Consider the following 24,219-nt stretch of genomic DNA (forward strand, 5'->3'; position numbering starts at 1 on the left):
TTTAATGAAGGGGTCAGTCCCCCGACTCGTCGGGGGACTGACCCCAAACAGCCCAAACCCCGCCACGCTGGCATTCGATCCATTGTGGGGACTGACCCCAAAACAGAACAGGGACTGTCCCCCTGTCGTCTTGGGGACTGACCCCAGCTTAGCTGTTGCTGATGTCTTTTACTTTGGCGGTGCGTATGCGGTTCAGGGTGGCTGCTATTTCGAACCGGCGTGGTCTGGCCAGGTCGCCGGGATGCTGGTCCGGAAACGGTGCAAAGGATGCAAGTCCCTTTTGGTCGATTTGTGCTTCGATTGCATCCAGCAATTCTGTCAGTGAACGGTCGTTTGCCAGCCACTTTTTCTGATCCAGATGGCGAATGATTTCGGCTATCATTCTCGTTTGCGAAGCATCGACTAATTGCTCGACATAGTGGAGATTTATATCAGTCCGTCCCATGATAATCGTCGTCAGTCCTTTTGCCTGGACTTTATGCTTCTTTCCTTGGCTAGTTTGTAAGCTCCCAGGCAAAAAGCGCCGGTTCGGAAGACTGCCAAATGGTTCACTATCCTGATGCTGGCGGTTAAAAGGATACTTTTCAGCAATTTCACGGGCTCTATCCGTAACATTATAAGGCTGATAACGGTCCATCATGATCACTTGATCTGCAGCATCAAAATAATCACCCGAGCCGCCCATCACAAGAATTGTCGACACATCGAGCTGATCACGCATTTGCCGTATTTTATCAATAAACGGCGTTATTGGTTCCTTTTCTTTCACGACCAGCTCCTGCATCCGCTGATCTCGGATCATAAAATTGGTCGCGCTTGTATCCTCATCAATAAGAACAGAACCAGCTCCCGCCTCCAGTGCTTCCACCACATTGGCAGCCTGTGAAGTACTTCCGCTGGCATTCTCCGTGGAAAAACGACTTGTATCCTCCAGGTGAGGAAGATCGTTGATAAAAGGCGATATATCGACCGTGCTTACTTCCCGCCCGTCTTCGGCACGTACTTTCACCGCAGTCGGGTCGGTCAACACATATTCACGCCCGTCGCCTTTGATATGATGGTAAACTCCGCGTTCAATTGCATGAAGCAGGGTGCTTTTCCCATGGTATCCACCACCGACAATCAGGACAATCCCTTTAGAGAGAGCCATTCCTGTAAGCGGCTCTTTCCGATGAGGCACCTCAATCGATACCCTGTTCTCGACCGTACTTTCAAATGGGACTGCCTGCTTCATCGGTCGATTGCTGATTCCACTCTGCCGGGGAAGGATTGCCCCATCTGCGATAAAAGAAATCCAGCCATTTTCCTTCATCATTTTCCTGATTGCCTGATGTTGATCGGCTAACTGAACACTTGCTTCGATCTCCTCATCCGAAATGGAAAAAATCGATTTCTCCATAATCGCCGGGATTACTTCAAAAAACAGCTTCTCAGCCTCTCTGCCGTTAATCCTCCTGCCGTTTGCAGGAAGTCCGATTGATAAGCAGATTGTGGTAAAACCTGGATCAAGCTGAACAGAACTGCGTTCCAGAATTTCCTGGCCAGGACTGTCGATAGCGATAAGACCGCTTTTCCCTGAGCCTTTACTGTGCATTGTATTATGCTTGATTGCCTTGGCAACTGCCCTTGCAATTCGATCTTCGCTATATATTTTCCGCTGGCGATTCTCCTTCCAGTCTGGATTGATCCTTCGATAAGCATCCGGCACAATCAAGCGAATCTTCGAAGGAGAAGCAAACGGATCTCCTTGTACATAGTCGATGACAAGCTCATAACGATGAAAGGAATAACGTCCTTGAATCCCTTTATACCCTTTATAACTTTTTCCATCGATTTGCTGCAACTTTCTTTGCAGTTCTTTCATATCTGACACCTCTTTTAAACACTGACTAATTCTAGGATACAATCTTCCATGTCTTCCTATCAAGCGAGCATCTTCCGAGACATCCAGTTAATTTTAACCAAATTAAAAACGCAATGCCTCGTTGCTTAAAAAACGAAACACTGCGTTAGCTCATAAGTCCATTGGAGCGGGTGAAGGGAATCGAACCCTCATCATCAGCTTGGAAGGCTGAGGTTTTACCACTAAACTACACCCGCGTATAAGTAATCATTGACCCTTTTATTTAAATTCGCTTCACTTAGGGGCTTAAGTTCCGACAAAGCACCATTCGCCACTTGGAAAGTTCATTTCCTTGAAGTGATGTTTATCATTATAACAACCCGTCTCAGGTGTTGCAATAGGTATATATCATTTTTTGTCGAAAAAATTCACTGCTTCTTTGAAACTATGTTGGTAACCGGTAAATATCGTGATATGGACGCCATGAAAAACGGTTATGGCAGACAATCTCGACAGCCATTCCATCATATAATACAAGGTTATTCTATGCTATACTTTTTTATAACTGTTAACTTTGCAAAAGGAGGATTCCTTCCATGATTTATTCGCAAGTTTTGTCCCAAACAAATTTTGTGAACGAAGACGAATTAATGTATCCTTTCCAAGAACGCGGACTTCAGTTCGGGGATGGTATATATGAGGTTATCCGTGTCTATCAGGGAAATTATTATTTAATGAACGAACATGTCGATCGGCTTTTCCGATCGGCAGAGGCAGTCAAACTGACGTTGCCATTTACGAAGGAAAAGCTTTTTCAATTACTTGATGATCTGCTGAAAGTTAACCAGGTACAAGGAGATGCAAAAGTCTACCTTCAGGCGACCCGGGGTTCGGCATTGCGCGACCATGTCTTTCCAAATGTCGAGGCCAACTTTTATGCCTATGCCCAAGAATTGCCACGTCCGATCCAAAGATTGACCAATGGTGTAGCCGCGATTACCCAGCCCGATGTGCGCTGGCAAAACTGTTACATCAAAAGTCTGAACCTGCTTCCGAATGTGCTTGCTAAGCAGGAAGCAAAAGAGCGAGGGGCATTTGAAGCAATCCTTCATCGTGATGATACGGTCACAGAATGCAGTTCCTCCAACGCTTACATCGTGAAGGATGGAAAAATCCAAACCCACCCGGAAACGAACAACATTCTGCACGGTTGTGTCCGTTCCAGAGTAAAGGTAATCGCTCGACAACTGGGTATCTCTTTCATCGAAAAAGCATTCTCCATTGATGACCTGCAACAAGCAGACGAAGTATTCCTTTCGAGCAGCACAGCCGAAGTCATGCCGATCGTGGAAATCAACGGAACTAAAGTTCAATCGGGAGAACCCGGGCCTGTTACGAAAAGACTGCAAAGGGCGTATGAAGAAGACGCCGGTCTGACTGCATCCATATTCACAAAAGCAAAATAACGTAAAAGCTGCCTGATTCAGGCAGCTTTTTTTGGTTTTCCTCCTCAACGATCCATGATTTAGCTTTCCTCTAAAAAGTTATTGATTTTTCTAAAAATAATGGTATGATTAAAAATCTGTCACCAGAAAAACAAAACAAAATTTCCCATTCATTTTTGCAGTTTTTCTTCATCATCGAACCCACAAACATCCACATCTAATCTTTAAAACTATGGTTATCGGGAGGGATTAATCCTTGAAAAAAATCGCCATTATCGGCAGCGGCGGAGCCGGAAAATCAACTTTGGCCAGACAATTGGGCGAGATTCTCCACTTGCCCGTCTACCACTTGGATGCTTACTTTTGGAAGCCAGGATGGCAGCCAATCAGTAAAAAAGAACTGCAAAAACTGCAGCAGGAAATCATTCAACAGGAAGCATGGATCATTGACGGGAACTACGGATCCACCATGGAATTACGGCTGCAGGCAGCAGACACCGTGATTTTTCTCGATTATTCCACCTTGAGATGCTTGTACGGCATCGTCAAACGAAGGATTCAATACCAAGGGAAAACCCGTCCCGACATGGGAGTTGAATGCCGGGAAAAACTTGACCTCGAATTTTTTCTATGGGTTGCCAGATTCAAAAAAAGAAAGGCCCCAGCCATCAAAGACAAGCTGAGAAACACCAACGATATAACCATCTATCATTTAAAAACACCCAAGCACACCAAAAAACTGCTCAACCAGCTAAAAGCTTGATCGCCTGACTTTACATAGTTACGGTTCTGTTGCTTCACAGCATGCATGTTCAATCAAATGGTAAAGCGGGCGACCGCCTTATCCAGCTCTTTTGCGTATTCCGCCAAAGTCGCGGCGCTGTCCGAAACTCCGCTGATTTCCTGTTTCTGTTCAAGAATAGAAACAGAGGCTTGTTCAAAACCACCTGAAAATTGGTTGGTGATAGCCGCAATTTTATCGACCGATTGGTTAATGTCTTTGCTGTTTAAACTCAGCTGTCTGATTGTCTGAGAGATGGTTTGGATTCCTTCGGCCATCCCTTCCATCTCTCCCCGGATATGGTTAAAACTTGTCTCCGTCTCCAATGACTGCTGTTTTCCTTCTGTGATCTGCTGATGGCCGTCTGTTAGGGAAGCGGAAACCTTCGCTGTATCCGTCTGTATTCCAGAAATCATCCTGGTGATTTCTCCGATTGAAAGCTCGACCTGTGTTGCGAGCTCCCGAACTTCTTCGGCGACAACGGCAAAGCCTTTTCCTGCGGTGCCTGCCCTGGCTGCCTCAATCGAAGCATTAAGCGCAAGCAAGTTGGTTTGTGCAGCAATTCCTTTGATCACTTCCACCAAATGAGAGATTTCCTTGGAGCTCTGATCCAAATTGCGCATTTTTTTAACAGCACCTTCAAAAATAGCATGGACTTCTTTCATCTGACTGGTTGTACTTTTCATCGATTCACTGCCGGCCTGCGTGGCAGATAGGACTTGTCGGGAAGAATCAGCCAGCTCGGCCCCTTTTGCATCTGCCCGATCAATATCCTGATAAAAACTGCTGACAATTCCGTGGATACTCTGTGAAAAACCAGCCTGCTCCTGGGAGCTCGCCGATAATTGCTGCATGGTGGAAGCTATATTTTCACTTGCTTGCTGTACTTCGTTGGAATGACGGTGTAGAAAGTTACTTTGCCCTGAAACCTTGCGTGATGTTTGCTTTATATGGCCGACCATCTCCTTGATCCTCTGATTCATCTTGTTCACCGCTTGAGTCAGTTGGCCGATTTCATCCTCCCCTTGGTAATCGATTTCTTGGTTGGTCAGATCGCCATCGGCAATTCGATGACTGACTTCCACGATTTGCTTCAGCCCTTGTCTTAGAGAGCGGGCAATAAGGATCGCCATGCCGGCACTAACAATACTGACAATCAGTACAACCGTTGCCATGGAAATCATGCCTGTCCGGATTCTGTTTTCTGCGATAGAGATCCATTGGTTACTGTCTGCCTGAACCTCCGCTTTAAGTTGATCAAGCAGTTCGACATTCTGATTGCGCAGCGAGGAAATTTCCAAACGCGCATCGGTATAAATCGACGTGTCTCCTCTTACTACCGACGGGACGACATTATCGACAAACAGCTTATCGATTTTCTGGTTGTTTTTTTCTATTTTCTGGAACGTCCCAACCGCCGGGGTATTAGCTACAGTTGAAGAAACCTCTTCTATTTTTTTATTCAAACGATTGCGAAGCTGGCGATATTCTTGCTGGTCCTCACTTCGTAAAAAGGTTATGTAATCGGCGATACGAATGTCTTTCGACCTTATCAAAGAACCTATTTCCGTCATCTGTACCGCCCGTTCTTCCTGAAGTTTTATATGATGGATATCTTTCACCAAACCAATCAGTAAACCACCCATAATAACCGCTGCTGTAAGGTAAAGACCGATCGTTAAAAATGCCTGTAGCAACAGTTTACGACTGATGGTAATGTTCTTCCACTTTCCATTTTTTAACAGGAAGCGACTTATGGCTGATCGTCTTGTTGCATGCTCTTTGTTTTTATTGCCTGTCCAAAACTTTATCCCCATTTCCCCCTACCACCTTTTTATTCTGCTTTGTCTATCTGTAGCAAATTTTAAAAGAACCTGTCGGGGAATACCATACAATCGAAAATACTTTACAAAAACTTTAAATGAGAAAACGGGAAGGGGCTTGAGCAGAGTCTGGATGGCATGATGAAGTTAAAACGGCCCTCATTAAGATAAATAGAATTACCTACTTTCTACACTCCGAAAAAGGACAAAGGAAGATTAAAGGATAGAAAGCCTTGTATACGTTGCGGTTCGGCATAAAAAAAGGGAAATAAGCAGGTTGCGAGAGACTGTGATAAAATGGCCTTTTCGATCACATTCGGAATGGGAAGATTAGCAAAAGAACAATTAGACAAGAGCATAAGGGAAATATAAAACAAAATAGAGAAATGTAGGACACACTGTTATCTAGATTCACCCTACAAACAAAGGAAGGGAAACTTGTGAACTTAAAAAAACTACTTTTTATAATAGGTTTAGCTATTATTTTATTTGTGACAGGTTGTTCGAATTCAGAAACTATTTCTATATCTGATAAGAGTAAAATTGTGCTTATTCCTGATGGCGAAGGAGGGAAGGCGCTTACGTTTGCAGTCTTTATTGATAATGATACTAACAAAGATTCATCTCCACTTTATGTAGAAATCGAAATACAAGACGAATGGCTAAACTCTAAAGTAAAGAAGGAAAAATTTATCGTAGGTGAAAGTATAGGAATCGATAAATCAGTTGCTAATTTTACGATTGAATCAAATTCAGAGCACCAAACAGGGGCTACTTTAAGAGTTACTGGAGAAATAGAAGAAAATAAATTAAAGCAAACCATAGAGCAAAATGATTCTGTGAAGGTTAGCATACTTAACGGGGAAGACAAAGTTATTCAGTCAGGTTTTATAAAAAACTTTGGCAAAGATTTTACCATAGACGGAATAGCGATACTCCTAATTGAATATCTAAAAGGTGTTGGTTTAATTAGCCAATAATAAAAAATAGAAATTCCATAAATCAGGGCATTGAATTTCTATCTCAGAACAACCTCCTAATCTCCCACCAATTCCAATTCTATCTTCTTCACCGCCCGATAAGCCTGTATCAGGTATTTATACAGCAAAAAAACCGAACCTGTTGGAAGGTCCGGTTTGCTTTCTTTATTTACGATCGTCTTCCTCTTCGAGCCGCTCCATTTCCCTGTGTGTTTGCGGGAAGCCGTTGGCAACCCACTCTGAACGATATTCATGGTCCAGTCCTGTCAAGCCTTTTTCCGCCTCATCCTCGGGGGCGTCAGGGCTCGCAATTTTATCTTTTTTTTGGATGGTGGGATCAAGATTGGAAGAACCCTTTCCTTCCTGCATTTTTGTGTCTGCCTGATCGATCATTTGTTTTTCCTTATTCATCATTTCCATTTGCTTATCGATGACCGTTTTGGCCTTTTGCATGGTTTTGCTCGCACCCGTTTTGACTTTTTCCATCATATCATTACTGTTCACGCTGCCATTTCCTGATTTCTCCTGATATTTCTTTACAGCCATTACTGTTCCTGCTGACACCAAAGCCGTAGATCCGGCAATCATACCCATCGTTGATTTTTTCATGTAAATCCCCTCCGTTTAGTTAGCCGTAATAAATAATTGTGCTAATAATCTATATCCTTTTTCAGCGAAACTTAAACGATATCATGATAGATTGCCGCTTAGACAGGCAACGGAACCGTTGTATTGTATAAATTAACAAATGGAAAAAAAGCGAAGCAAGGCTGTAACTGCTGGCAGCCCATCAGAACTTTTATTCCATAAAAAAACACCGCAACCTCTGGAAGTTGCGGTGTTTTTTTGCGGTTACTGCATTTGTCCTGATTGAAACTGATTCGGCTGGCTGGCCATTTGATTTGGCATCGGCTGAAACGACGTGGCCATGCTGGAAGTTTGCTGAGTGTTGAATTGAGCTGGTTGGTAGTACCCTTTTTGGTTCATCCAGCTCCACATTTCGTATGCCATTTCCTGGCACAAGTTAGCACCGTTCACATGGTAACTGCGCAGCTGTGGATCCACACATTCGTTTGCCCATTGCATTCCCATCATGGCTCCTGCTTTATGAGCATTGAGCGCCAATGTCGCCATCGTCTGATCTGATAACGACTGTGTATTCGCTGTCGGTGCCGATGCATTGTTCTGCTGCATGCCTGGCGTTGCGTTGACTGCTTGGAAGTTTGGATATTGATGGGCAAGCTGAACATTCTTGCCTTGCATCAAATTGACCCCTTGCTGGTAGGCCGTTATCATTTGCTGCTGATGTCTGGTCAGCATACCCTTTAGCTGCTGATCATTACATTGATTGGCAAAGAAACCGTGTTGCTCGATTTCTGCCGCTTTGGTTCTAAGTGCTTCCTGCGTCTCTAAAAGCTCGTGAGCTGGTGCATTCATCGAAATACCCTCCAATAAGTATAGTTGAATTTCATCCACTCCCTATTGTCTTACAAATAAAAACATTCCATGCACGATTAACCATGGTTGCCCATTTCAAGCCCGCCAAAAGTCTTTTCCAAAAAAAGCTTGCAGAGGATTTTCTCTACAAGCTATCACGGATATTCTTTCACTGACCCGCGGTAAATAATCGTATATGGCACAATGATTCGCTTCGGAGGGATTGTTTTATCGACCGTCCGTTCAATTAGTGCCCTTGCGGACTGCGCGCCCAGCTCGTAAATGTTAATGTCGACCGTTGTCAGCGCTGGCCTGGTTATCTCCGATAAATAGACATTGTTGAAACTTACCAGTGAAATATCACCCGGCACCTGGACACCTGACTCCTCCAAGGTACTCAGTACCCCAAGGCTCATTAAATCATCTGTCACAACAATTCCGGTTGGCCGGATAGGAAGTGAAAGCAACTGTTCGACCGCTTCCTTTCCGCCGGATTTTAGAAACTCCGTATGGATAACATAGTCTTCGTGATGCGGCAAGTCTGCATCTGCCAACGCTGCCAGATAGCCGGATTCCCGGTCTCTTGTAACGAAAAGGTCCTTGGAACCCCCGATGAAAGCGATTTTCTCATGGCCTCTTGCAATAAGATGATTGGTGATTTGTTTTCCCGCCATAAAATTGTCATTGTCGACATGGGTGATTTCTTCCAGCCTGTCAAAGGGCTTGCCGATCATGACATACGGAAAATCACGCTCCTCGAGAAACGCCACGACCGGATCTTCCACACGTGAATACAACAAAATCAGTCCATCGACATAACTGCCAAATACCATTCGTTGCACTTCTTCCAGGATTTCCTGTTCCGTCTCGCCGCTGGAAAGGGTCAACGAATACTGTCGTTCATGAATGACAGAACCGATTCCCCGAAGCACCTCGGGAAAAAACGGATTCTGTAACGCCTTATTAGCAGATGATGGCATGATGGCACCGATTGCTTTAGTCGACTTAGCCACCAGGTTACGTGCATGGATATTGGTATGGTAGCCGAGCCGTTCCATTGCTTCACGCACTTTTTGCTTTGTATCCGGACTGATCCGTGGATTGTCCGCAATCACGCGTGACACAGTAGAGGGGGATACACCTGTTTCCTTTGCTACATCCTTTATTGTCACCATCTGCCAAATCCACCCTCTACTTTTTGTTATTCGTTCATTCTGTCAACGACAGATAATTGTTTCCGTTTTCTTTTTCCCCATTCAGTATAACATCCTGGCTGTCCTTCCGACCAATTACATGGATATCGATTTGCTGATATGCCGGTACGTAATCGCCTCGACGATCAACGATATCTACCTTGACAGCCTCTTCGGTCGACACGACCTCCACTTCCAGTTCCAAATAGCTTCCATGCTGATAAGCAAAGCTTTCGCCATCATCATCGTAGTAGGTAAAACGGTAATGTTCACCCTTATCACCAGCATAAATATCCATGCGTACCCGTTTCCATGACTTATCCTTATTGGAAGTCCAATCAGTCTGCATTACCGTCGTCCCTTTTTTAATAAACAACGGCAAGTCTTCCAGTTCGGCATGGACCAAATACGTGCTTTTTCCTTGATACACTTTTCCGCTGGAAACCTCGATCCATTCCCCTTCCGGAAGGTAAACGGCGCGATCCACTACGGCAGGTGCCAGGATGGGGGCGACAATCACATTATCGCCGATCATGAACTGATCATTTAGATTGTACGTTTTCTCATCATCGGGGAATTCCATGAACAACGGCCGCATAACCGGCAATCCCCGACTGCTTGCTTTGGCGAACAGCGAATACAGCTGCGGCATCCAACGGTAGCGCATCTCGATATATTCCTTAATTACTGCTTCATACTTTTCCCCAAAACGCCATGGCTCCTGATACAAAAAGCCGATGGCCGAATGGTTCCGGAAAAACGGCGTAAACGCTCCAACTTGTGTCCAACGGGTCAAAAGCTCGCCATTCGAATGGTGGGCAAACCCTCCGACATCTGGTCCGGTGAATGCGATACCCGAAAGCCCTAGATTCATTACCATCGGCAGCGACATTTGCAGATGCTCCCAGAAGCTGCGGTTATCTCCCGTCCATACAGCCGCATAACGTTGAATCCCGGCAAATCCGGCTCTGGTCAGCAGGAAAGGACGCTTTCCCTTGAGTTGATTTTTCAATCCTTCATAAGTCGCTTTTCCCATCAACATTCCATACAGGTTATGGAGCTCTCGATGGGTAGCAGGACTTCCATCGTTCCGGTGCATGACCTGTACATCCATTGTTTTTGTTTCATTGAACACAGCAGGCTCATTCATATCATTCCAGATTCCCTCAACACCGATATTTGTGTAAAAACGATGCTTCTCTCCCCACCACTTCCGTGCTTTTTCATCGGTGAAATCGGGAAATGCACTGGTTCCCGGCCAGACATCCCCGAAGTAAATATCTCCTTCAAGATACTTGCAAAACAAATCTCCGGTTACCCCTTCCTGGTATGTCGGGTATTCAGGGTCTTTTTTCACACCGGGATCTACAATCGGCACGACACGGATTCCCATTTCATTCAAATCCTGCACTAGTTTTTCCGGATTCGGAAAACGCTCCTCATCAAAAGTGAAAACACGGTATCCGTTCATATAATGGATATCGAGGTGCAGGACATCGATCGGGATATTCCGGTCGATAAAATGTTGGGCGACATCACGCACTTCCTCCTCCGTCTGATAGCTGTACCGCGACTGATGGTAACCGATCGCCCATTTCGGCGGCAGCGGCATTCTTCCTGTCAGGTATGTGTATTGCTCTAGTACGTGCTTGGGGTCAGGTCCAGCCATCACATAATAATCAAGCTGCCCTCCTTCCGCACGATAAACATAACGATCTGTAAATGTGCGCATATCAAACCAGGAACGGTATGTGTTATCGAAAAAAATGCCGTGCGCTTTACCATTTCTCAGCGTCATGAAGTAAGGAATAGATTCATAGAGCGGATCTGTCTCGGGATTATGCGGGGCATACACATCCATATTCCACATCTCATACATTTCACCGCGTTTATCGAGAAAACCGGCTTTCTCCCCAAATCCGTAAAAGTGGTCATTCTCCTGCATCTGCTTGCAGACAGCCACTTCACCGTTTTCCTGCCAAGCCATCCCGTGTTCCGCTTCGGATACCAGTTCCCTTCCCGTTCTGTCATAAAGGCTGATTCGGAATGGAGACTTTGTAATCGACAAATGCAGCTCCGTTGTTTTCAGTTCATACAATTCCGCCGTATCATTCTCTTCTACGTTGACCTGCTTCGCTTCTGCCACTACGGAACGCGTTTTGTCCCATATTGGTTCTCCCTTCGGATTCATCACGATACGGACAATCGATTCCGTATAAAAACGAATGGCGACCCGTCCATTTGCACAGACAAATTGATACGAACCATTCTCCTTCTCGAGTTCTTTGACAGCGCCGATATCACGGTAGACAACCGCCTCACTCTGCTGTTCGGACCCTGGATGAATCGCAAAACTACTATCTTCTAACATATCGTCCCTCCTGTTCATCAAGCTGCGAGTATAATTTATTGTAACGTTTTCATAAGAGATTCAAAGTAAAAGGCCTACCGGCATCATCCTTTGGTACCGCCTGCCGTCAAACCGGAAATCAAGTACCTCTGTAAATAGAGATAAATAGCAGCGATTGGCACCGCCACCAGGATGGATCCGGCTGCAAATCTAGTGAAATTATTGGCAAATTGATCATTGATAAAGTTGTAGAGTCCCACCGCCAGCGTGTAATTGTCAGCACTGGACAAGACAATCGACGGAAGCAGAAAATCGAACAGCGGCATCATGAAATTGAACAAGGCCACTACTGCCAGAATCGGTTTGGCCAGCGGCAGCATAATGCTCCAAAACACCCGCAAATGCCCCGCACCGTCAATTCGGGCCGCTTGGTCCAATTCACGTGGAATCGTATCAAAGTACCCTTTCACCAGCCATGCATTGAATGGAATCTGACCACCCAAGTAGATCAGAATCAATCCCGTCAGTGTATCGAGCAGTCCGATCATGTTCAGAAAAATATACAAGGCGACCATCGCCATCATGACTGGAAACATTTGCAGCAGTAAAAAGATGTACAAACCATTTTTTCTGCCGACAAATTGATAACGGGAAAATGCATAAGCTACGAGCGAGGTAAATATAACACTGCCGACAGCAGTAGCCCCGGAAACGATTAGGGAGTTCTTGTACCAAATCAGGTAGTCACTCTCTGCACTGAACAGCCATTTATAATGATCCAATGAAAAGTTTTCTGGAATGATAGAGGATGAGTACAGGCTGTTTCCCTGGTTAAAAGAGATACCGACTGTCCATATCAATGGATAAAAAATCACCACGGCAACAACCAACAAAACCAGGTACATGGCAGTGACTTCGATTCTCGATTTTTTCTTCTGGTTCATCAAATTTCACCCTCTTCTTTAAAGGATCGCGTCTTTCTGAACTGATAAAAGGCAAAACAGGAAACGATTCCCCCCATGATAATGGAAATTACCGCGGCCATGCTGTAATTATTGGTGTCAAAGGTCAATTTATAAACCCATGAAATCAGTATGTCCGTCCCACCGGCATTTTGCCCTCTCACAGGCGGTCCACCTTCATTGAACAAATAAATGATATTGAAATTATTAAAGTTTTGCGCATATTGCATAATCAGCAAAGGAGCAGTCGCAAACAGGACATGCGGCAACGTGATATGGCGAAATTTTTGCAGTCTGGAACCGCCGTCCACATCTGCTGCTTCATACCAGTCCTTCGAAATGCTTTGCAGAACTCCGGTAAACAAGGCGAAGATAAACGGAAATCCCAGCCATGTCTGAATCAGGATGATGGCAATCCGGGCATAGAAGGGATCACTCAACCAAGGCAGACCACCACCGCCAATTAGCGGGATAATGATGTCTCTATTGATGGCGCCGAAATCATCATTAAACATAGCCGAGAAAATCAAAATCGTTACGAAGGCAGGTACTGCCCAAGGCAAAATCAGAACGGTCCGGATCAGCTTTTTGAATTTAATACGTGGATCATTCACGATCAAGGCGAGAAACAAGCCCAACGCGATTTGCAGTGTAGTGGCAACAACCGTCCAGACGATGGTCCAGGAAAATACGCTAAGAAAGGTATCCTGCCAAAGCGGAACCGTGACTAGATTGACAAAGTTGTCAAAGCCTACCCAGTCTACCAAATTACGCGGCGGCGAATTATAAAGGTTATAGTTGGTAAACGCCAGCAGTACCGAGAATAACAAAGGAAAAATGACCACAAAAATCATTAATAGCAGACCAGGAAAAGTCATCAAATAAGGGAACGCATACTCATAAAACGCGCTGATGGTATTTCGGAACGATGAAGGCTTCCACCCATTCCGTATCTTCCGTGCCTGGTTTCTGGCATCCAGGACATTGGCAATGTACAGGGCCAATGCAAAGAAAATACCGATTACCGAGAGCACGCCAAATACCAACAACCGGATGGAATGGTCTGTTCCCGGAATCGTACCTAGCGTGCGCAGACCCCAAAGTCCATAGTTGATTGATTGCAACATCGTCACCAAAAATGCCGCCTCGATGACAAGGAAACAAATTCCTTTTACATAGCGACGGTTGTACAACTGACCAAGACCAGCAAACAATATCGATAGAAAAACCGCCAAGGCCGGACTGTGCTTCTTTTTCCTTCTTCCGCCCGTTTCTTTGTTGTCTTCTTGCTGGTAATCAGGCAAAGCCATTTGAATCACCCCTTTAATATAAGCTGTTCCATAAAGATAATGGGAAGATTCCCTTCCCATTATCTGCACTATTTATTGTCCGGAAGCCTCTATATTTGCCTGGATTTGTTCGACCGCCTCATCCAAAACCGGTTGAACTTCCTCTCCATCTGCCAAGAATTGCAGGGCATTATTCATCGGCTCCCAAACCTGAGACATTTGCGGAGTACTTGGCATCGGTACACCATGTTGGATTTGTTCTGCAAATGCGGTATGAATCGGGTCCTCCATCGCTTCTAATGCTTCCGTGTTTGGCGGCAGTTCGCCTGCAACTTCATAGTAATGCTGCAAGTTGTCTTGATTTGTTAAAAACAACGCCAGGTCGGTTGCCCAATCTTTGTTTTCCGAGTAATAGGAAACCATCCAGGATTTTACGCCCACCAGCGTTTCTCCCGGCTCCCCATTTATGGTTGGGAAGGGAGCAAAAGCAAGACTGTCACCAAGCGCTTCTCTATAACCAGGAATTGCCCATGGCCCGTTGATAACCGCTCCAACTTTCCCTTCGGTAAACAACCCATCAATCACATCTGTTGTTGTGGAAGCAGGAATTTTTCCTTGGCCGAAGAACGATTGATAAAGCTTTCCGCCTTCCACGGCTCCCTCATTATTCAACCCGATATCAGATGTATCGTATTCACCAGTATCTCCACCGAAAATATAGGCGCCATAGTTTTTGAAGAACGGATAAGTAAAGTAAAGATCATTCGGTTTCATCAAAAACCCGTACTGCTCTTGATCCGGATTGGTATGCTCATTGATTGCAGTCTGTAAATCTTCTATTGTCTCTGGAGCTTCCGGGATGATATCTGTATTGTAAAAAATGCCATATGTTTCAAAGACCATCGGTACCCCATACCAATCGGTTTGCCCATCATAATTATAAGAAACTGCTTCCATCGCGGCTTCACTGTATCCGCTGATTTGTTCATCCGACAATTGGAGCGGCTCAGCAAGCCCTTGCGCAACAATATTTCCTATTCGGTCATGCGGTTGGAAAAACAAATCGGGGCCTTTCCCCTCCGGACCTGCAAGCGCTAGTTCCTGCTCTTGGTCCAGCATCGATTTTGCCACTACATTGACTTTGATTCCTTCCTGTTCTTCATAATCTGCAGCTATATCTTCGATTGCTTCCAACTGCGCCTCTTCGTCATTTGCCCAAATCGTCAGCTCTTCCGGTTTTTCTGCTGTCTCCTGGCCAGAATCTTCTCCCCCTGCCGGCTCCTCACGCTCCGGCGCACAAGCAGCCAGCAAAAAACAAAAACTCAACACCATGATAATTTGGAACCATATCCCTCGATTTTTATCCATTTTCTTCTCCCCTTTTCTTTTGCGCAAACGTTTGCACTAAATATGATTACATTCTACACCGCTTATTCTATTTGTGCAACCGTTTTCACAATTTTTTTCAATCTTGGGGACTGACCCCAAAAAAAACACAAGGGGATGGGGTTGACTTAATGAAGCGCTTTCTGTATATTGATAGCAATTAATGGACAATAATCTGAGGGCAATGCCTGGCACTGGCCACAACCCCGTTTTCCAACTGGAAAGCGGGGTTTTTTATATGGATGCCACCAGCTTTTGCTCTCCCTGGAGGGGTTTAATCGTGTTAAAAGAAGCTGTATATCACCGGCCGAAGGATAACTTCGCCTACATGTATGATCAAGACACACTACACATCCTGATTCAAACAAAAAAAGATGACCTCAAGAGCGTCTCCCTTATTTATGGAGACCCATATGACTGGAAGGAAGAAAAGTGGCAAGCAGACAGCAAACCGATGAGAAGATCCGGCTCCACTGATTTGCATGACTACTGGTTTGCTGAAATCAAGCCGCCCTTTCACCGGCTTCGTTACGGGTTTCGCTGTAAATCTGAGGAAGAGGTCTGTTATTTCACAGAGGGTGGGTTTTTCGACTCCATGCCAAATGATATCGCCAATTACTTTTGCTTTCCTTACCTGCATGCCGTTGATTTACTTTCATCGCCATCCTGGGTAAAGGATACGGTCTGGTATCAAATTTTTCCGGAGCGATTCGCTAATGGAGACGCAGCGCTCAATCCGCCGGACACGCTGGCATGGGGAAGTGCTAAACCGACACCGGAAAACTTCTTCGGCGGCGACTTCCAAGGTGTGATAGATCATCTCGATTACCTGGTGGAGCTGGGGGTCAACGGTATCTATTTCACCCCTGTCTTCACCGCTTATTCCAATCATAAATACGATACGATCGATTACATGCAGATCGATCCGCAATTTGGCGACAAAAAAGCATTCCGTCGTCTTGTCGATGCTTGTCATAAGCGTGGCATCCGGGTAATGCTCGATGCAGTTTTCAATCACAGCGGCTACTATTTCCCGCCGTTCCAGGATGTCCTGACCCATCAGGAAAAGTCGCGGTATAAAGACTGGTTCCACCTTTGGGAGTATCCGGTCACAACGGAGAAGTACCCAAATTACGACACGTTCGGCTTTGTCGGCTCCATGCCAAAACTGAACACAAGCAATCCGGAAGTAAAAAACTATTTACTCCAAACAGCTAAGTACTGGGTAGAGGAATTCAATATTGATGGCTGGCGGCTTGATGTGGCAAACGAAGTCGACCATAGCTTTTGGAGAGAGTTTCGTCAGGCTGTGAAAAGCATCAAGCCTGATGTGTATATCCTGGGGGAAATATGGCATGATGCGATGCCGTGGCTCAGGGGGGACCAGTTCGATGCAGTGATGAACTACCCGTTTACCAATAAGGCAATCGATTTTTTCGCCAAACAGGAGATTACAGCTCCCGAGTTCGCTGAAGCAATTACGAAGGTCCTGCATATGTATCCAGCCAACGTCAACGAAACGGCATTCAATCTGCTCGACAGCCATGATACACCGAGAATAGCGACACTGGCTGGCGGAAATAAAAATAAGATTAGATTGCTATATTTGTTCCAGTTGTCTTTTATTGGCACGCCTTGCCTTTACTACGGGGATGAAATCGGTATGACCGGGGGGCATGATCCCGGCTGTCGCGCTTGCATGGAATGGGACGAAGACAAGCAGGACCAGCAGCTGCTTAGCTTTGTTCATTCCCTGATCGGGCTTCGGAAAAACGAACCGCTTTTTGGCAATCATGCGGACTTCCGCTTTCTCGAAACCCCAAACGATAAGTGTGTGGTTTATGAAAAGTCCGACAAAACCGGCCGGCTACTGTTTTTCCTTAACAATAGTTCCAATGGTACATTGCTGACTTCCAGCAAGTTCGCAAACAAGACGGACTCGGTAGAATGGTGTCTTTCAACTGCAGGCAAGCTGGAAAAGCGGCCAGCAAAGATACTAGATAAAATGGAATTGCCGCCATATGGTTTTCGCATCTTTGAACAATAAAAAAACCCGGGCTTAACCTGCCCGGTCCCCATATTGATCAAAAAGCAGAGTAATTCACCGTAAAGAAAAGAGAAAAAGCCACAATCAGAGCTAAAGTGCGACAGCTTGGGATTGTAACCAGACGCCACGGAAATGCAAAATTTCCCGTAGCGGCGGAGTTACTCTTTTTCTCCCCAAGAAAAAAGGGGTAATGAAAAGAAAGCTCGAACATTCCCCTGTAGTGCACGAGCAGACGCCCATTTGGAAAACAGGCGCCTCCAAAACCTTTGGAAACGCCTGTTATTGTTTTTCCAAAAACGCCAACGCCAGCCAGTACAGCGCTGCGTCCTGAAATTTCCGAGGATCAAAACCGGTCAACTGCTCCATTTTTTTCAAACGGTACTGCAGTGTATTCTTATGGATAAACAAAGCGTCGCTGGCCGAAGCAATGCTTTGCCCGTGTTCGAGGAACACTTTTACAGACTCCACAAGTTGCCGGTGCTTGGTATCATGAAAAACGGGAAAAAACCGCTCAACAAAATCGTTTTTTACAGCCTCGGGAATCTGGTAAACAATCGATTCGATTCCCAAGTCGTTGAATGCAACTACTGACTGCTGTTTTTGCCTGGCAAAAAACAAAGCTTGTTGCGCCTCCTCGAATGATTTCACGGCTCCATCCATGTCATGCTGCTGTCTGCCGATCCCGCAATGAATGCCAATTTGATTGTTGCAAAGCCGCCGCAGACACTCCTTTACCTGTGACGGATAGGAGGCAGACGGTTCCTGTTTTAACAAAACAAATTGGTTGGACTGCCATAGTACAAGGATATCATGTGGCCCTATACCGAGCATGTCACCGACTTCTTTCATGATCGAGCGTAAGCGTTCCTGCCTGGCCAGCTCTGAATCTTGCTTTTCCTTTAGATGGACAAGCTCGAACAACAGGACCTGCCTCGATGTTGCCATTTCGATTTGCAGCGTTTTGGCACGGAGCAGAAAATCGCTCCGATTAGACCATTGACGCCGCATCCATTCATGGACAAATCGTTCCCTCACACTCTTCTCCAGCTCCAACTCCTGACTGACATACGCTTCTTTTACCATGACCTCGGTCATTTTATGAATGATTTTGGCATAGTCACTGATTTCATCAGGGTCTCCGGTTATACCGATAACGCCGATCAATGCTCCTTTGAAAAAAATCGGCATATTCATTCCTGCCTTGGATCCCTGATGGCTCAGATCCGAATAAATCGGAACTGGTTCTCCTTCCTGAATCACCTTCAAAGCCCCTTCGTGAAAATTGCCGATTCGCTCTGTATCCTTACTGGCAATAATAACGCCTGTTTCGTTCATGATATTGATATTTCGTTCAATAATCTTTTCCATTTCCAGGACGATTTGCTGTGCAATTGTTTCTGATAAAAGTGCCATTTTCCATCCCTCGTGTATCATTTTAAAATACAGGAAGGACTGCCGTTCGGGCAGTCCTCATTTACTGGTGGCCATGATTGCCTCCAGCAAAGAATCTTTAATACCTAAATCAATTTTTCCATTTGCTGCATCTACCGCAACAATGTCGATGGTATCTCCCTGCAGATAACCAATCCAGTACGGGACATACAGCACTGCTGTTTCCAGGATGTCCACCGCTATGTCTTTGCGCTTCTTTTCACGGCTGAAAGCCTCCCAGTATATTTCATCACGGGCGACCTCCGGAACAGGTCCACCGCATGGCGCAAGCAAAGAAGCTTCGTTCGTTGTCGGACGATATTGTGCCGACTCAGGAAGGATCGCCGTATGATGCCGATATGTTTCCACTGCCACCCTCCCCCGGATCGGATCTTTCATCTGCTTGCTTCGATACTCGTAAGAAAAGCACCAGTAAGGAAGATGGATCAACTCGATGGAGGTCAGCTGCCGTCCGGAGCGGAACAGCCGCTGCCACTTAGCTATCAGATTATTTTGATGCTGTTTGATTGATCGTACCGCTTCCTTTTGTCCAACAACTTGTTGCAATACATAGCTATCCATGCGCTTTCACCTACATCGTTGTGGTTTGAATGATATACAAAATCAGCAAGGTGACGAAGAAGTAGCCGACCAAAATGTACGGCCATTTTTTCATCGTTTTTTCCTCTTCGATTTCTTTTACTTTATCCGCTTCTGACTGACGCCGTTTCAATACTTCCTGTACCGGCTCCGTATCTCCGAAGACCAGGCCGGCAAGCTTCTCCTTTACCGGCGCTTTGCCAAACAGGCTGACGACATAACCGACAGCTACTGCTACGACAGCCCCGACAACATTATTATATAAAAATGAAATATCGGCAAACGTAACTACTGCCCAGACAGCGAGCATTCCCGCAATAACTCCGGCAAATGCTCCGGTACCGTTCGCACGGCGGAAAAAGATCGCCAGAATGAACACACCGAGCAAAGCACCATAGAAGTAAGAGCCGATTTCGTTCACCACTTCGATGACCGGACCAAGGTTCCCTGCAAAAAAGGCGAATACCGTCGCGTATAATCCCCAGAAAATTGTCGCCCACCGGGAAGCTTTTAAATAATGGGCTTCCGAGGCATTCTTTTTAAAGTATTTCGCGTAAAAGTCTCGGACCGAACCGCGGACAGGGAGTTCAGTGCCGAATCAAGGCTTGACATCGCTGCGGCGAAGACACCAGCAATGATCAAACCAGTGATTCCGACGGGCAGATTGTTGACCACGAACAATGGGAACAATTCATTCAGATTTTCTACTCCTGGGCTTCCGGCTTGCGAGTAAAACGCATACAGCATAATTCCAATGATCAAGAACAACATCATTTGCGGAAAGATGAACAGTCCGCTGACAATCAATGACATTTTACTTTCCTTAATCGATTTACTCGTCAACACCCGCTGAATCTGGCTTTGGTCTGTACCAAAATAGGCAGCATGCATGAAGAAACCGCCAATGACACCAGCCCAAATACTATACTCGACTGACAAGTCAAATCGGAAATCAAGTGACTGCAACAAACCAGCTTCCGCCCCGATATCCATCGCACCGGAAAAGCCGTCCGGCATGGTACTAACGATTTTAATGATAGCTAATGCCGCGCCCAGCCACAGGACAAACATTTGAATAACATCCGTCCAGATAACCGCGGAAATTCCACCGAGAACGGTATAGGCCACAGCGATGATCGCCATGATGATAATTGTTACGTTTACATCCCAGCCCGTCACAACCGACAATACCAGCGCAGGAGCATACAGGACGACCCCTGTCGCAAGACCCCGTGCCACCAGGAACAAGCCCGCTGTCAGCGACCTTGTTTTCGCATCGAAGCGTCTTTCCAGATATTCATAGGCCGTATATACTTCCGTCCGGTAAAAGAACGGGACAATCGTTACCATTAAAAACGCCATGACGAGCGGAACATTGATATACGTGTTGATTCGTTCCAACCCGCCGGAATATCCCCAGCCTGGCGCACCGATGAACGTAATGGCACTGGCCTGGGTCGCCATTACCGACAGGCCGATTGCCCACCAGGGAATGCTGCGTCCGCCTAAGAAATAGTCCTTCGTCGATTTTTGATTTTTCCCGAAAAAAGCACCGAAAAATGCGATTCCCAATACATAAACAATTAGAACGACAAAATCAATCGTCGTAAAGTTATTCATTTTGTTCCCTCCCAATCTCCCTTTTTTCTAAAAGAATTAACTGCATTACTCGTGTTGCCGCCTTATATAACAACCTTTCCCCTTCGATCATCGCTTCTTTCAGTGCCATTGGCTGATCGACAATCGGTATGACAACCGTTAGACCTTCCGCCTGAAGACGGTCGAGACCATCGCCGATCATGCCGGCAAACGCGACAGCCGGTACACCCTTCTTCCTTGCCGCACGGGCGACACCTACCGGTACTTTGCCGAATAAAGACTGGCCGTCCACCTTACCTTCCCCGGTGAATACGATGTCGGCGCCGTCCAAGTGTTCTTCCAACCTGCTTAATTTGACCATCAACTCCATTCCGCTACGGAATTCGACCGTCAACAAAGATTGGAGCAGAAAACCGATTCCGCCGGCTGCACCACTGCCCGGCTCTCCTGACATGTCACGCTGTACCGCTTTTGCAGTTACCCTGGCAAAAGAGGCCATCCCTGCTTCGAATCTTTCCAGTTGGTCCTGTGCCAGTCCTTTTTGCGGACCGAATACGGCAACAGCCCCGTCCTTTCCCAACAGTGGATTGGTCACATCAGAGGCGACAATGATATTGGCATGCTTCAATCTTGGTTCGAGCATGGCGGCATCGACCTTGCTTATCCGATCCAGCCGTCCGCCGACCCGACTGATTTCCTGGCCGGTTTCTCCGTATACTTTCAGTCCTAATGCCTGAAACAAGCCGACACCGGCATCCACGGTGGCACTTCCTCCAAGTCCGAGGATAATCGTCTCCGCCCCTTTTTCCATCGCATCCCGGAGCAGCTGGCCGGTTCCATAACTCGATGCTTCATAAGGGTTTAACTCCTCTGCCTTCAGTAACGGCAGCCCGGAAGCTGCAGCCGTTTCAATGACTGCCGTCTTTTCTTCTTCGATCCATCCATAACTTGCTGTAATCACTCTGCCAAGCGGATCCTCCACCCGACAGGTTACTTTGACTCCGCCTCTGCTGAGGAGTACAGCATCGACCGTCCCTTCACCACCGTCGGCCATCGGCAATTCTACTACTTCCGCCTGTTGATCGGCTTCCTGAATAGCACGGCTGATGGCTTTGGCTGCCTCCATACTCGTGATGGAACCTTTGAAAGAATCAGGAGCAACTACATACTTCATCTTTCTCTCCCCCCCTAAACCTTCAGCCAGACAACCTGATATGGCTGAAGGGAAACCGGCAGTTTGTCCGAGCTGGATGGATAAGTTTTTCCGGAAATCAGATCATGTGCCGTTTGCTTGTCTATATCTAGAGACAGGCTTTGCGCCTCTCCGGAAACATTAACCAAGACAAATATCTTTTCTTCTGGATTGTCTTTGTTTGTCCGGACAATCGAAAAAATGTGTTTGTTAAGCTTCAATACCTTCTGGGGGCTATTCGGATGAAATGCCCGTTCCGCAGTCCTAATTTTAATCAATTGTTTTAGCTTTTCCAGCACCTGACTGCGAATTGAAGTGGAATCGGCAAGCTCTTGTTCCAACTCCCTGCGGTCCAGCTTCTCCCGATTGATTGAACGGTAGCGGCCGGTCTCCTCGACTCCCTCCTGGTAATTTCGAGAACCGAGCATACTATGAATATAGATGCCGGGAACACCGGTTACCGAAAGCAAAACCGACTGAGCAGCCGCAAAACGCTTCACTTTCCATTCTTGCTCATCTTCGGGATGGGACAATGCGTCAAGGTAATTGATGTTCAATTCATACGGACTTTTCGTCCCGTTGCCATTATCTTTGTATGAAACATAGCCGCCATGGGCCTGAACCTTATCAATCATTGCCTGGACTTCCTCATCGGACAGGAGTCCCTCCACCGGGCGGACGCCGATGCCATCATGCGAGGCAAGAAAATTAAAAAAGGTGGTTTCTTCTGTTGTTTCTTCCAAGCTTCTTGCCCAATCGGCCAGATGACTGGCATCCCCGGTCAGAAAGGTGTGAAGCGTCAGCGGAGGCAAAGGGAACTGATACACCATGCGTGCTTCGTTATAACCGTTGCCGAAATAACTTATGTTGTCCTTATGGGGCACATTGGTTTCAGTGATTAGAACCGTATCAGGTGCAATCGTATCGACGATGTCACGGAACAACTGGATCATTTTATGGGTTCGGGCCAAATGAATACAGCTCGTGCCCATCTCTTTCCATAAAAAGCCGATAGCATCGAGTCGGATTAGCTTCGCTCCCTTGCTGATATAAAATAAAAGCAATTCGATAATCTTGAGAACGAGACCCGGATTTTTGTAATTCAAATCGATTTGATCTTCGCTGAAGGTTGTCCAAATGTATTTCGGTCCGTTAGCGGTTTCACACTTTGTCAACAGCGGCAATGCCCTTGGACGAGTGACCTTGCTGTAATCCGCATCCGGATCGGCTTCAATGAAAAAATTCTGGTAAGCCGGATTCCCTTTCAAGTATTCCTGGAACCATTCACTTTTAGCTGAAATATGGTTGATAACTGCGTCGAACATCAATTCATAATCGTCCGAAAGGCTTTCCATGTCCTCCCAACTGCCCAGTTTCGGATCGACAGCAAAGTAATCGATTACAGAAAAGCCATCATCCGAACTGAATGGATAAAAAGGCAATACGTGTACACCAGTCAAGGTCTCCTTCACATGATCGTTCAGAAACTCATGCAGACTTTGCAAAGGAGCTTTTCCATCTTCCCGGATGGTATCGCCATAGGTGATCAGGATGGTATCTTTTTCTGAGACAAAGTCGCGATTCTTGTTTTGGGCTGGAATACTTGGCTCATACTCCTCCATTAATCGTCGTATATTGGTCAGTAAGTAGGCAGCATCCTGCTGTTTATAAATAAATTGCAATTTTTCTTTCATAGCGTGAAGCGTTTTCTTTTTTATGTCCATGTTGTTCGCCTCCTCCAACTTTGATTGTTACATTCTATCAAAGCAAAAAACCGCTTTCAATGTTACTCATAACAAAATCAAACCATTTAAAACTGTTTATTTTGTTTTGTATAACATACAGTTTCAAAAAAAGTACC

At 45.9% G+C, this 24,219-nt stretch carries 17 protein-coding genes, 1 tRNA gene and 2 pseudogenes; 5 read left to right on the plus strand and 15 right to left on the minus strand.

Annotated elements, in window-relative coordinates:
• Nucleotides 1–148: 148 nt before the first annotated feature.
• Both BLR82_RS15850 and BLR82_RS15855 read right to left on the minus strand, forming a co-directional pair.
• Entirely contained in the window at nucleotides 149–1,864 is a 1,716-nt protein-coding gene (locus tag BLR82_RS15850; protein ID WP_074600457.1) for an ABC-ATPase domain-containing protein, read from the minus strand.
• A 162-nt stretch (nucleotides 1,865–2,026) separates the two neighbouring features.
• Nucleotides 2,027–2,100: transfer RNA gene (locus BLR82_RS15855), tRNA-Gly, on the minus strand.
• Nucleotides 2,101–2,439: 339 nt separating this feature from the next.
• On the opposite strand from BLR82_RS15855, the gene dat reads away from it, so the two are divergent.
• Nucleotides 2,440–3,309: a D-amino-acid transaminase gene (gene dat / locus BLR82_RS15860; RefSeq protein ID WP_074600458.1), complete on the plus strand. Its 870-nt coding sequence runs from the start codon at nucleotides 2,440–2,442 to the stop codon at nucleotides 3,307–3,309.
• A gap of 235 nt (nucleotides 3,310–3,544) precedes the next feature.
• A complete protein-coding gene (locus BLR82_RS15865; RefSeq protein ID WP_074600459.1) occupies nucleotides 3,545–4,051 on the plus strand; it encodes a DNA topology modulation protein in 507 nt (168 codons plus the stop codon).
• Nucleotides 4,052–4,104: 53 nt separating this feature from the next.
• Here BLR82_RS15865 and BLR82_RS15870 read toward each other — a convergent pair whose 3' ends face one another.
• Nucleotides 4,105–5,886 (minus strand): methyl-accepting chemotaxis protein, encoded by a 1,782-nt coding sequence (locus BLR82_RS15870; RefSeq protein WP_074600460.1) that lies wholly within the window; start codon nucleotides 5,884–5,886, stop codon nucleotides 4,105–4,107.
• Nucleotides 5,887–6,071: 185 nt separating this feature from the next.
• Here BLR82_RS15870 and BLR82_RS21355 point away from each other — a divergent pair.
• Together BLR82_RS21355 and BLR82_RS15875 are read left to right on the plus strand one after the other, a co-directional pair.
• Nucleotides 6,072–6,252 (plus strand): annotated as a pseudogene (locus tag BLR82_RS21355) (IS1595 family transposase); the annotation flags it as partial.
• 80 nt (nucleotides 6,253–6,332) lie between these two features.
• Nucleotides 6,333–6,872, plus strand: coding sequence for a hypothetical protein (locus tag BLR82_RS15875; RefSeq protein ID WP_074600461.1), 540 nt, complete (start codon nucleotides 6,333–6,335; stop codon nucleotides 6,870–6,872).
• Nucleotides 6,873–7,037: 165 nt separating this feature from the next.
• On the opposite strand, the gene BLR82_RS20835 is transcribed toward BLR82_RS15875, so the two are convergent.
• From BLR82_RS20835 to BLR82_RS15910, 7 genes are all read right to left on the minus strand, one after another.
• Complete coding sequence (locus BLR82_RS20835) at nucleotides 7,038–7,481, minus strand: hypothetical protein (protein ID WP_139186988.1); 444 nt, start codon at nucleotides 7,479–7,481, stop codon at nucleotides 7,038–7,040.
• Nucleotides 7,482–7,724: 243 nt separating this feature from the next.
• A complete protein-coding gene (locus tag BLR82_RS15885) occupies nucleotides 7,725–8,309 on the minus strand; it encodes a spore coat protein (RefSeq protein ID WP_074600462.1) in 585 nt (194 codons plus the stop codon).
• A 155-nt stretch (nucleotides 8,310–8,464) separates the two neighbouring features.
• Complete coding sequence (locus BLR82_RS15890) at nucleotides 8,465–9,484, minus strand: LacI family DNA-binding transcriptional regulator (RefSeq protein WP_074600463.1); 1,020 nt, start codon at nucleotides 9,482–9,484, stop codon at nucleotides 8,465–8,467.
• 34 nt (nucleotides 9,485–9,518) lie between these two features.
• Entirely contained in the window at nucleotides 9,519–11,873 is a 2,355-nt protein-coding gene (locus BLR82_RS15895) for a glycoside hydrolase family 31 protein (RefSeq protein ID WP_074600464.1), read from the minus strand.
• Nucleotides 11,874–11,956: 83 nt separating this feature from the next.
• Nucleotides 11,957–12,796 (minus strand): sugar ABC transporter permease, encoded by an 840-nt coding sequence (locus tag BLR82_RS15900; protein ID WP_074600465.1) that lies wholly within the window; start codon nucleotides 12,794–12,796, stop codon nucleotides 11,957–11,959.
• Nucleotides 12,796–14,124 carry a carbohydrate ABC transporter permease gene (locus tag BLR82_RS15905; RefSeq protein WP_074600466.1) on the minus strand — a complete coding sequence of 443 codons (1,329 nt, stop codon included), beginning with the start codon at nucleotides 14,122–14,124 and terminating at the stop codon, nucleotides 12,796–12,798. The genes BLR82_RS15900 and BLR82_RS15905 overlap by 1 nt, the downstream gene beginning before the upstream one ends.
• 72 nt (nucleotides 14,125–14,196) lie before the next feature.
• A complete protein-coding gene (locus tag BLR82_RS15910) occupies nucleotides 14,197–15,471 on the minus strand; it encodes a sugar ABC transporter substrate-binding protein (RefSeq protein WP_074600467.1) in 1,275 nt (424 codons plus the stop codon).
• A gap of 298 nt (nucleotides 15,472–15,769) precedes the next feature.
• On the opposite strand from BLR82_RS15910, the gene BLR82_RS15915 reads away from it, so the two are divergent.
• Nucleotides 15,770–17,536, plus strand: coding sequence for a glycoside hydrolase family 13 protein (locus tag BLR82_RS15915; protein ID WP_074600468.1), 1,767 nt, complete (start codon nucleotides 15,770–15,772; stop codon nucleotides 17,534–17,536).
• Nucleotides 17,537–17,815: 279 nt separating this feature from the next.
• On the opposite strand, the gene BLR82_RS15920 is transcribed toward BLR82_RS15915, so the two are convergent.
• From BLR82_RS15920 to BLR82_RS15940, 5 genes and pseudogenes are all read right to left on the minus strand, one after another.
• Nucleotides 17,816–18,949, minus strand: a complete 1,134-nt coding sequence (locus BLR82_RS15920) for a CdaR family transcriptional regulator (RefSeq protein WP_074600469.1) — start codon at nucleotides 18,947–18,949, stop codon at nucleotides 17,816–17,818.
• Between the two features lie 57 nt (nucleotides 18,950–19,006).
• Entirely contained in the window at nucleotides 19,007–19,549 is a 543-nt protein-coding gene (locus BLR82_RS15925) for a hypothetical protein (RefSeq protein ID WP_074600470.1), read from the minus strand.
• A gap of 10 nt (nucleotides 19,550–19,559) precedes the next feature.
• A pseudogene (locus BLR82_RS21360) lies at nucleotides 19,560–21,187 on the minus strand (sodium:solute symporter family protein).
• Entirely contained in the window at nucleotides 21,180–22,340 is a 1,161-nt protein-coding gene (locus BLR82_RS15935; protein ID WP_074600471.1) for a glycerate kinase, read from the minus strand. The pseudogene BLR82_RS21360 and the gene BLR82_RS15935 overlap by 8 nt, the downstream one beginning before the upstream one ends.
• Nucleotides 22,341–22,354: 14 nt before the next feature.
• Nucleotides 22,355–24,082, minus strand: a complete 1,728-nt coding sequence (locus BLR82_RS15940) for an alpha-amylase family glycosyl hydrolase (RefSeq protein ID WP_074600472.1) — start codon at nucleotides 24,080–24,082, stop codon at nucleotides 22,355–22,357.
• Nucleotides 24,083–24,219: the final 137 nt, after the last annotated feature.

It is taken from the genome of Sediminibacillus halophilus (assembly GCF_900103695.1).
In the GTDB taxonomy this organism is placed as follows: Bacteria; Bacillota; Bacilli; order Bacillales; family Amphibacillaceae; genus Sediminibacillus; species Sediminibacillus halophilus.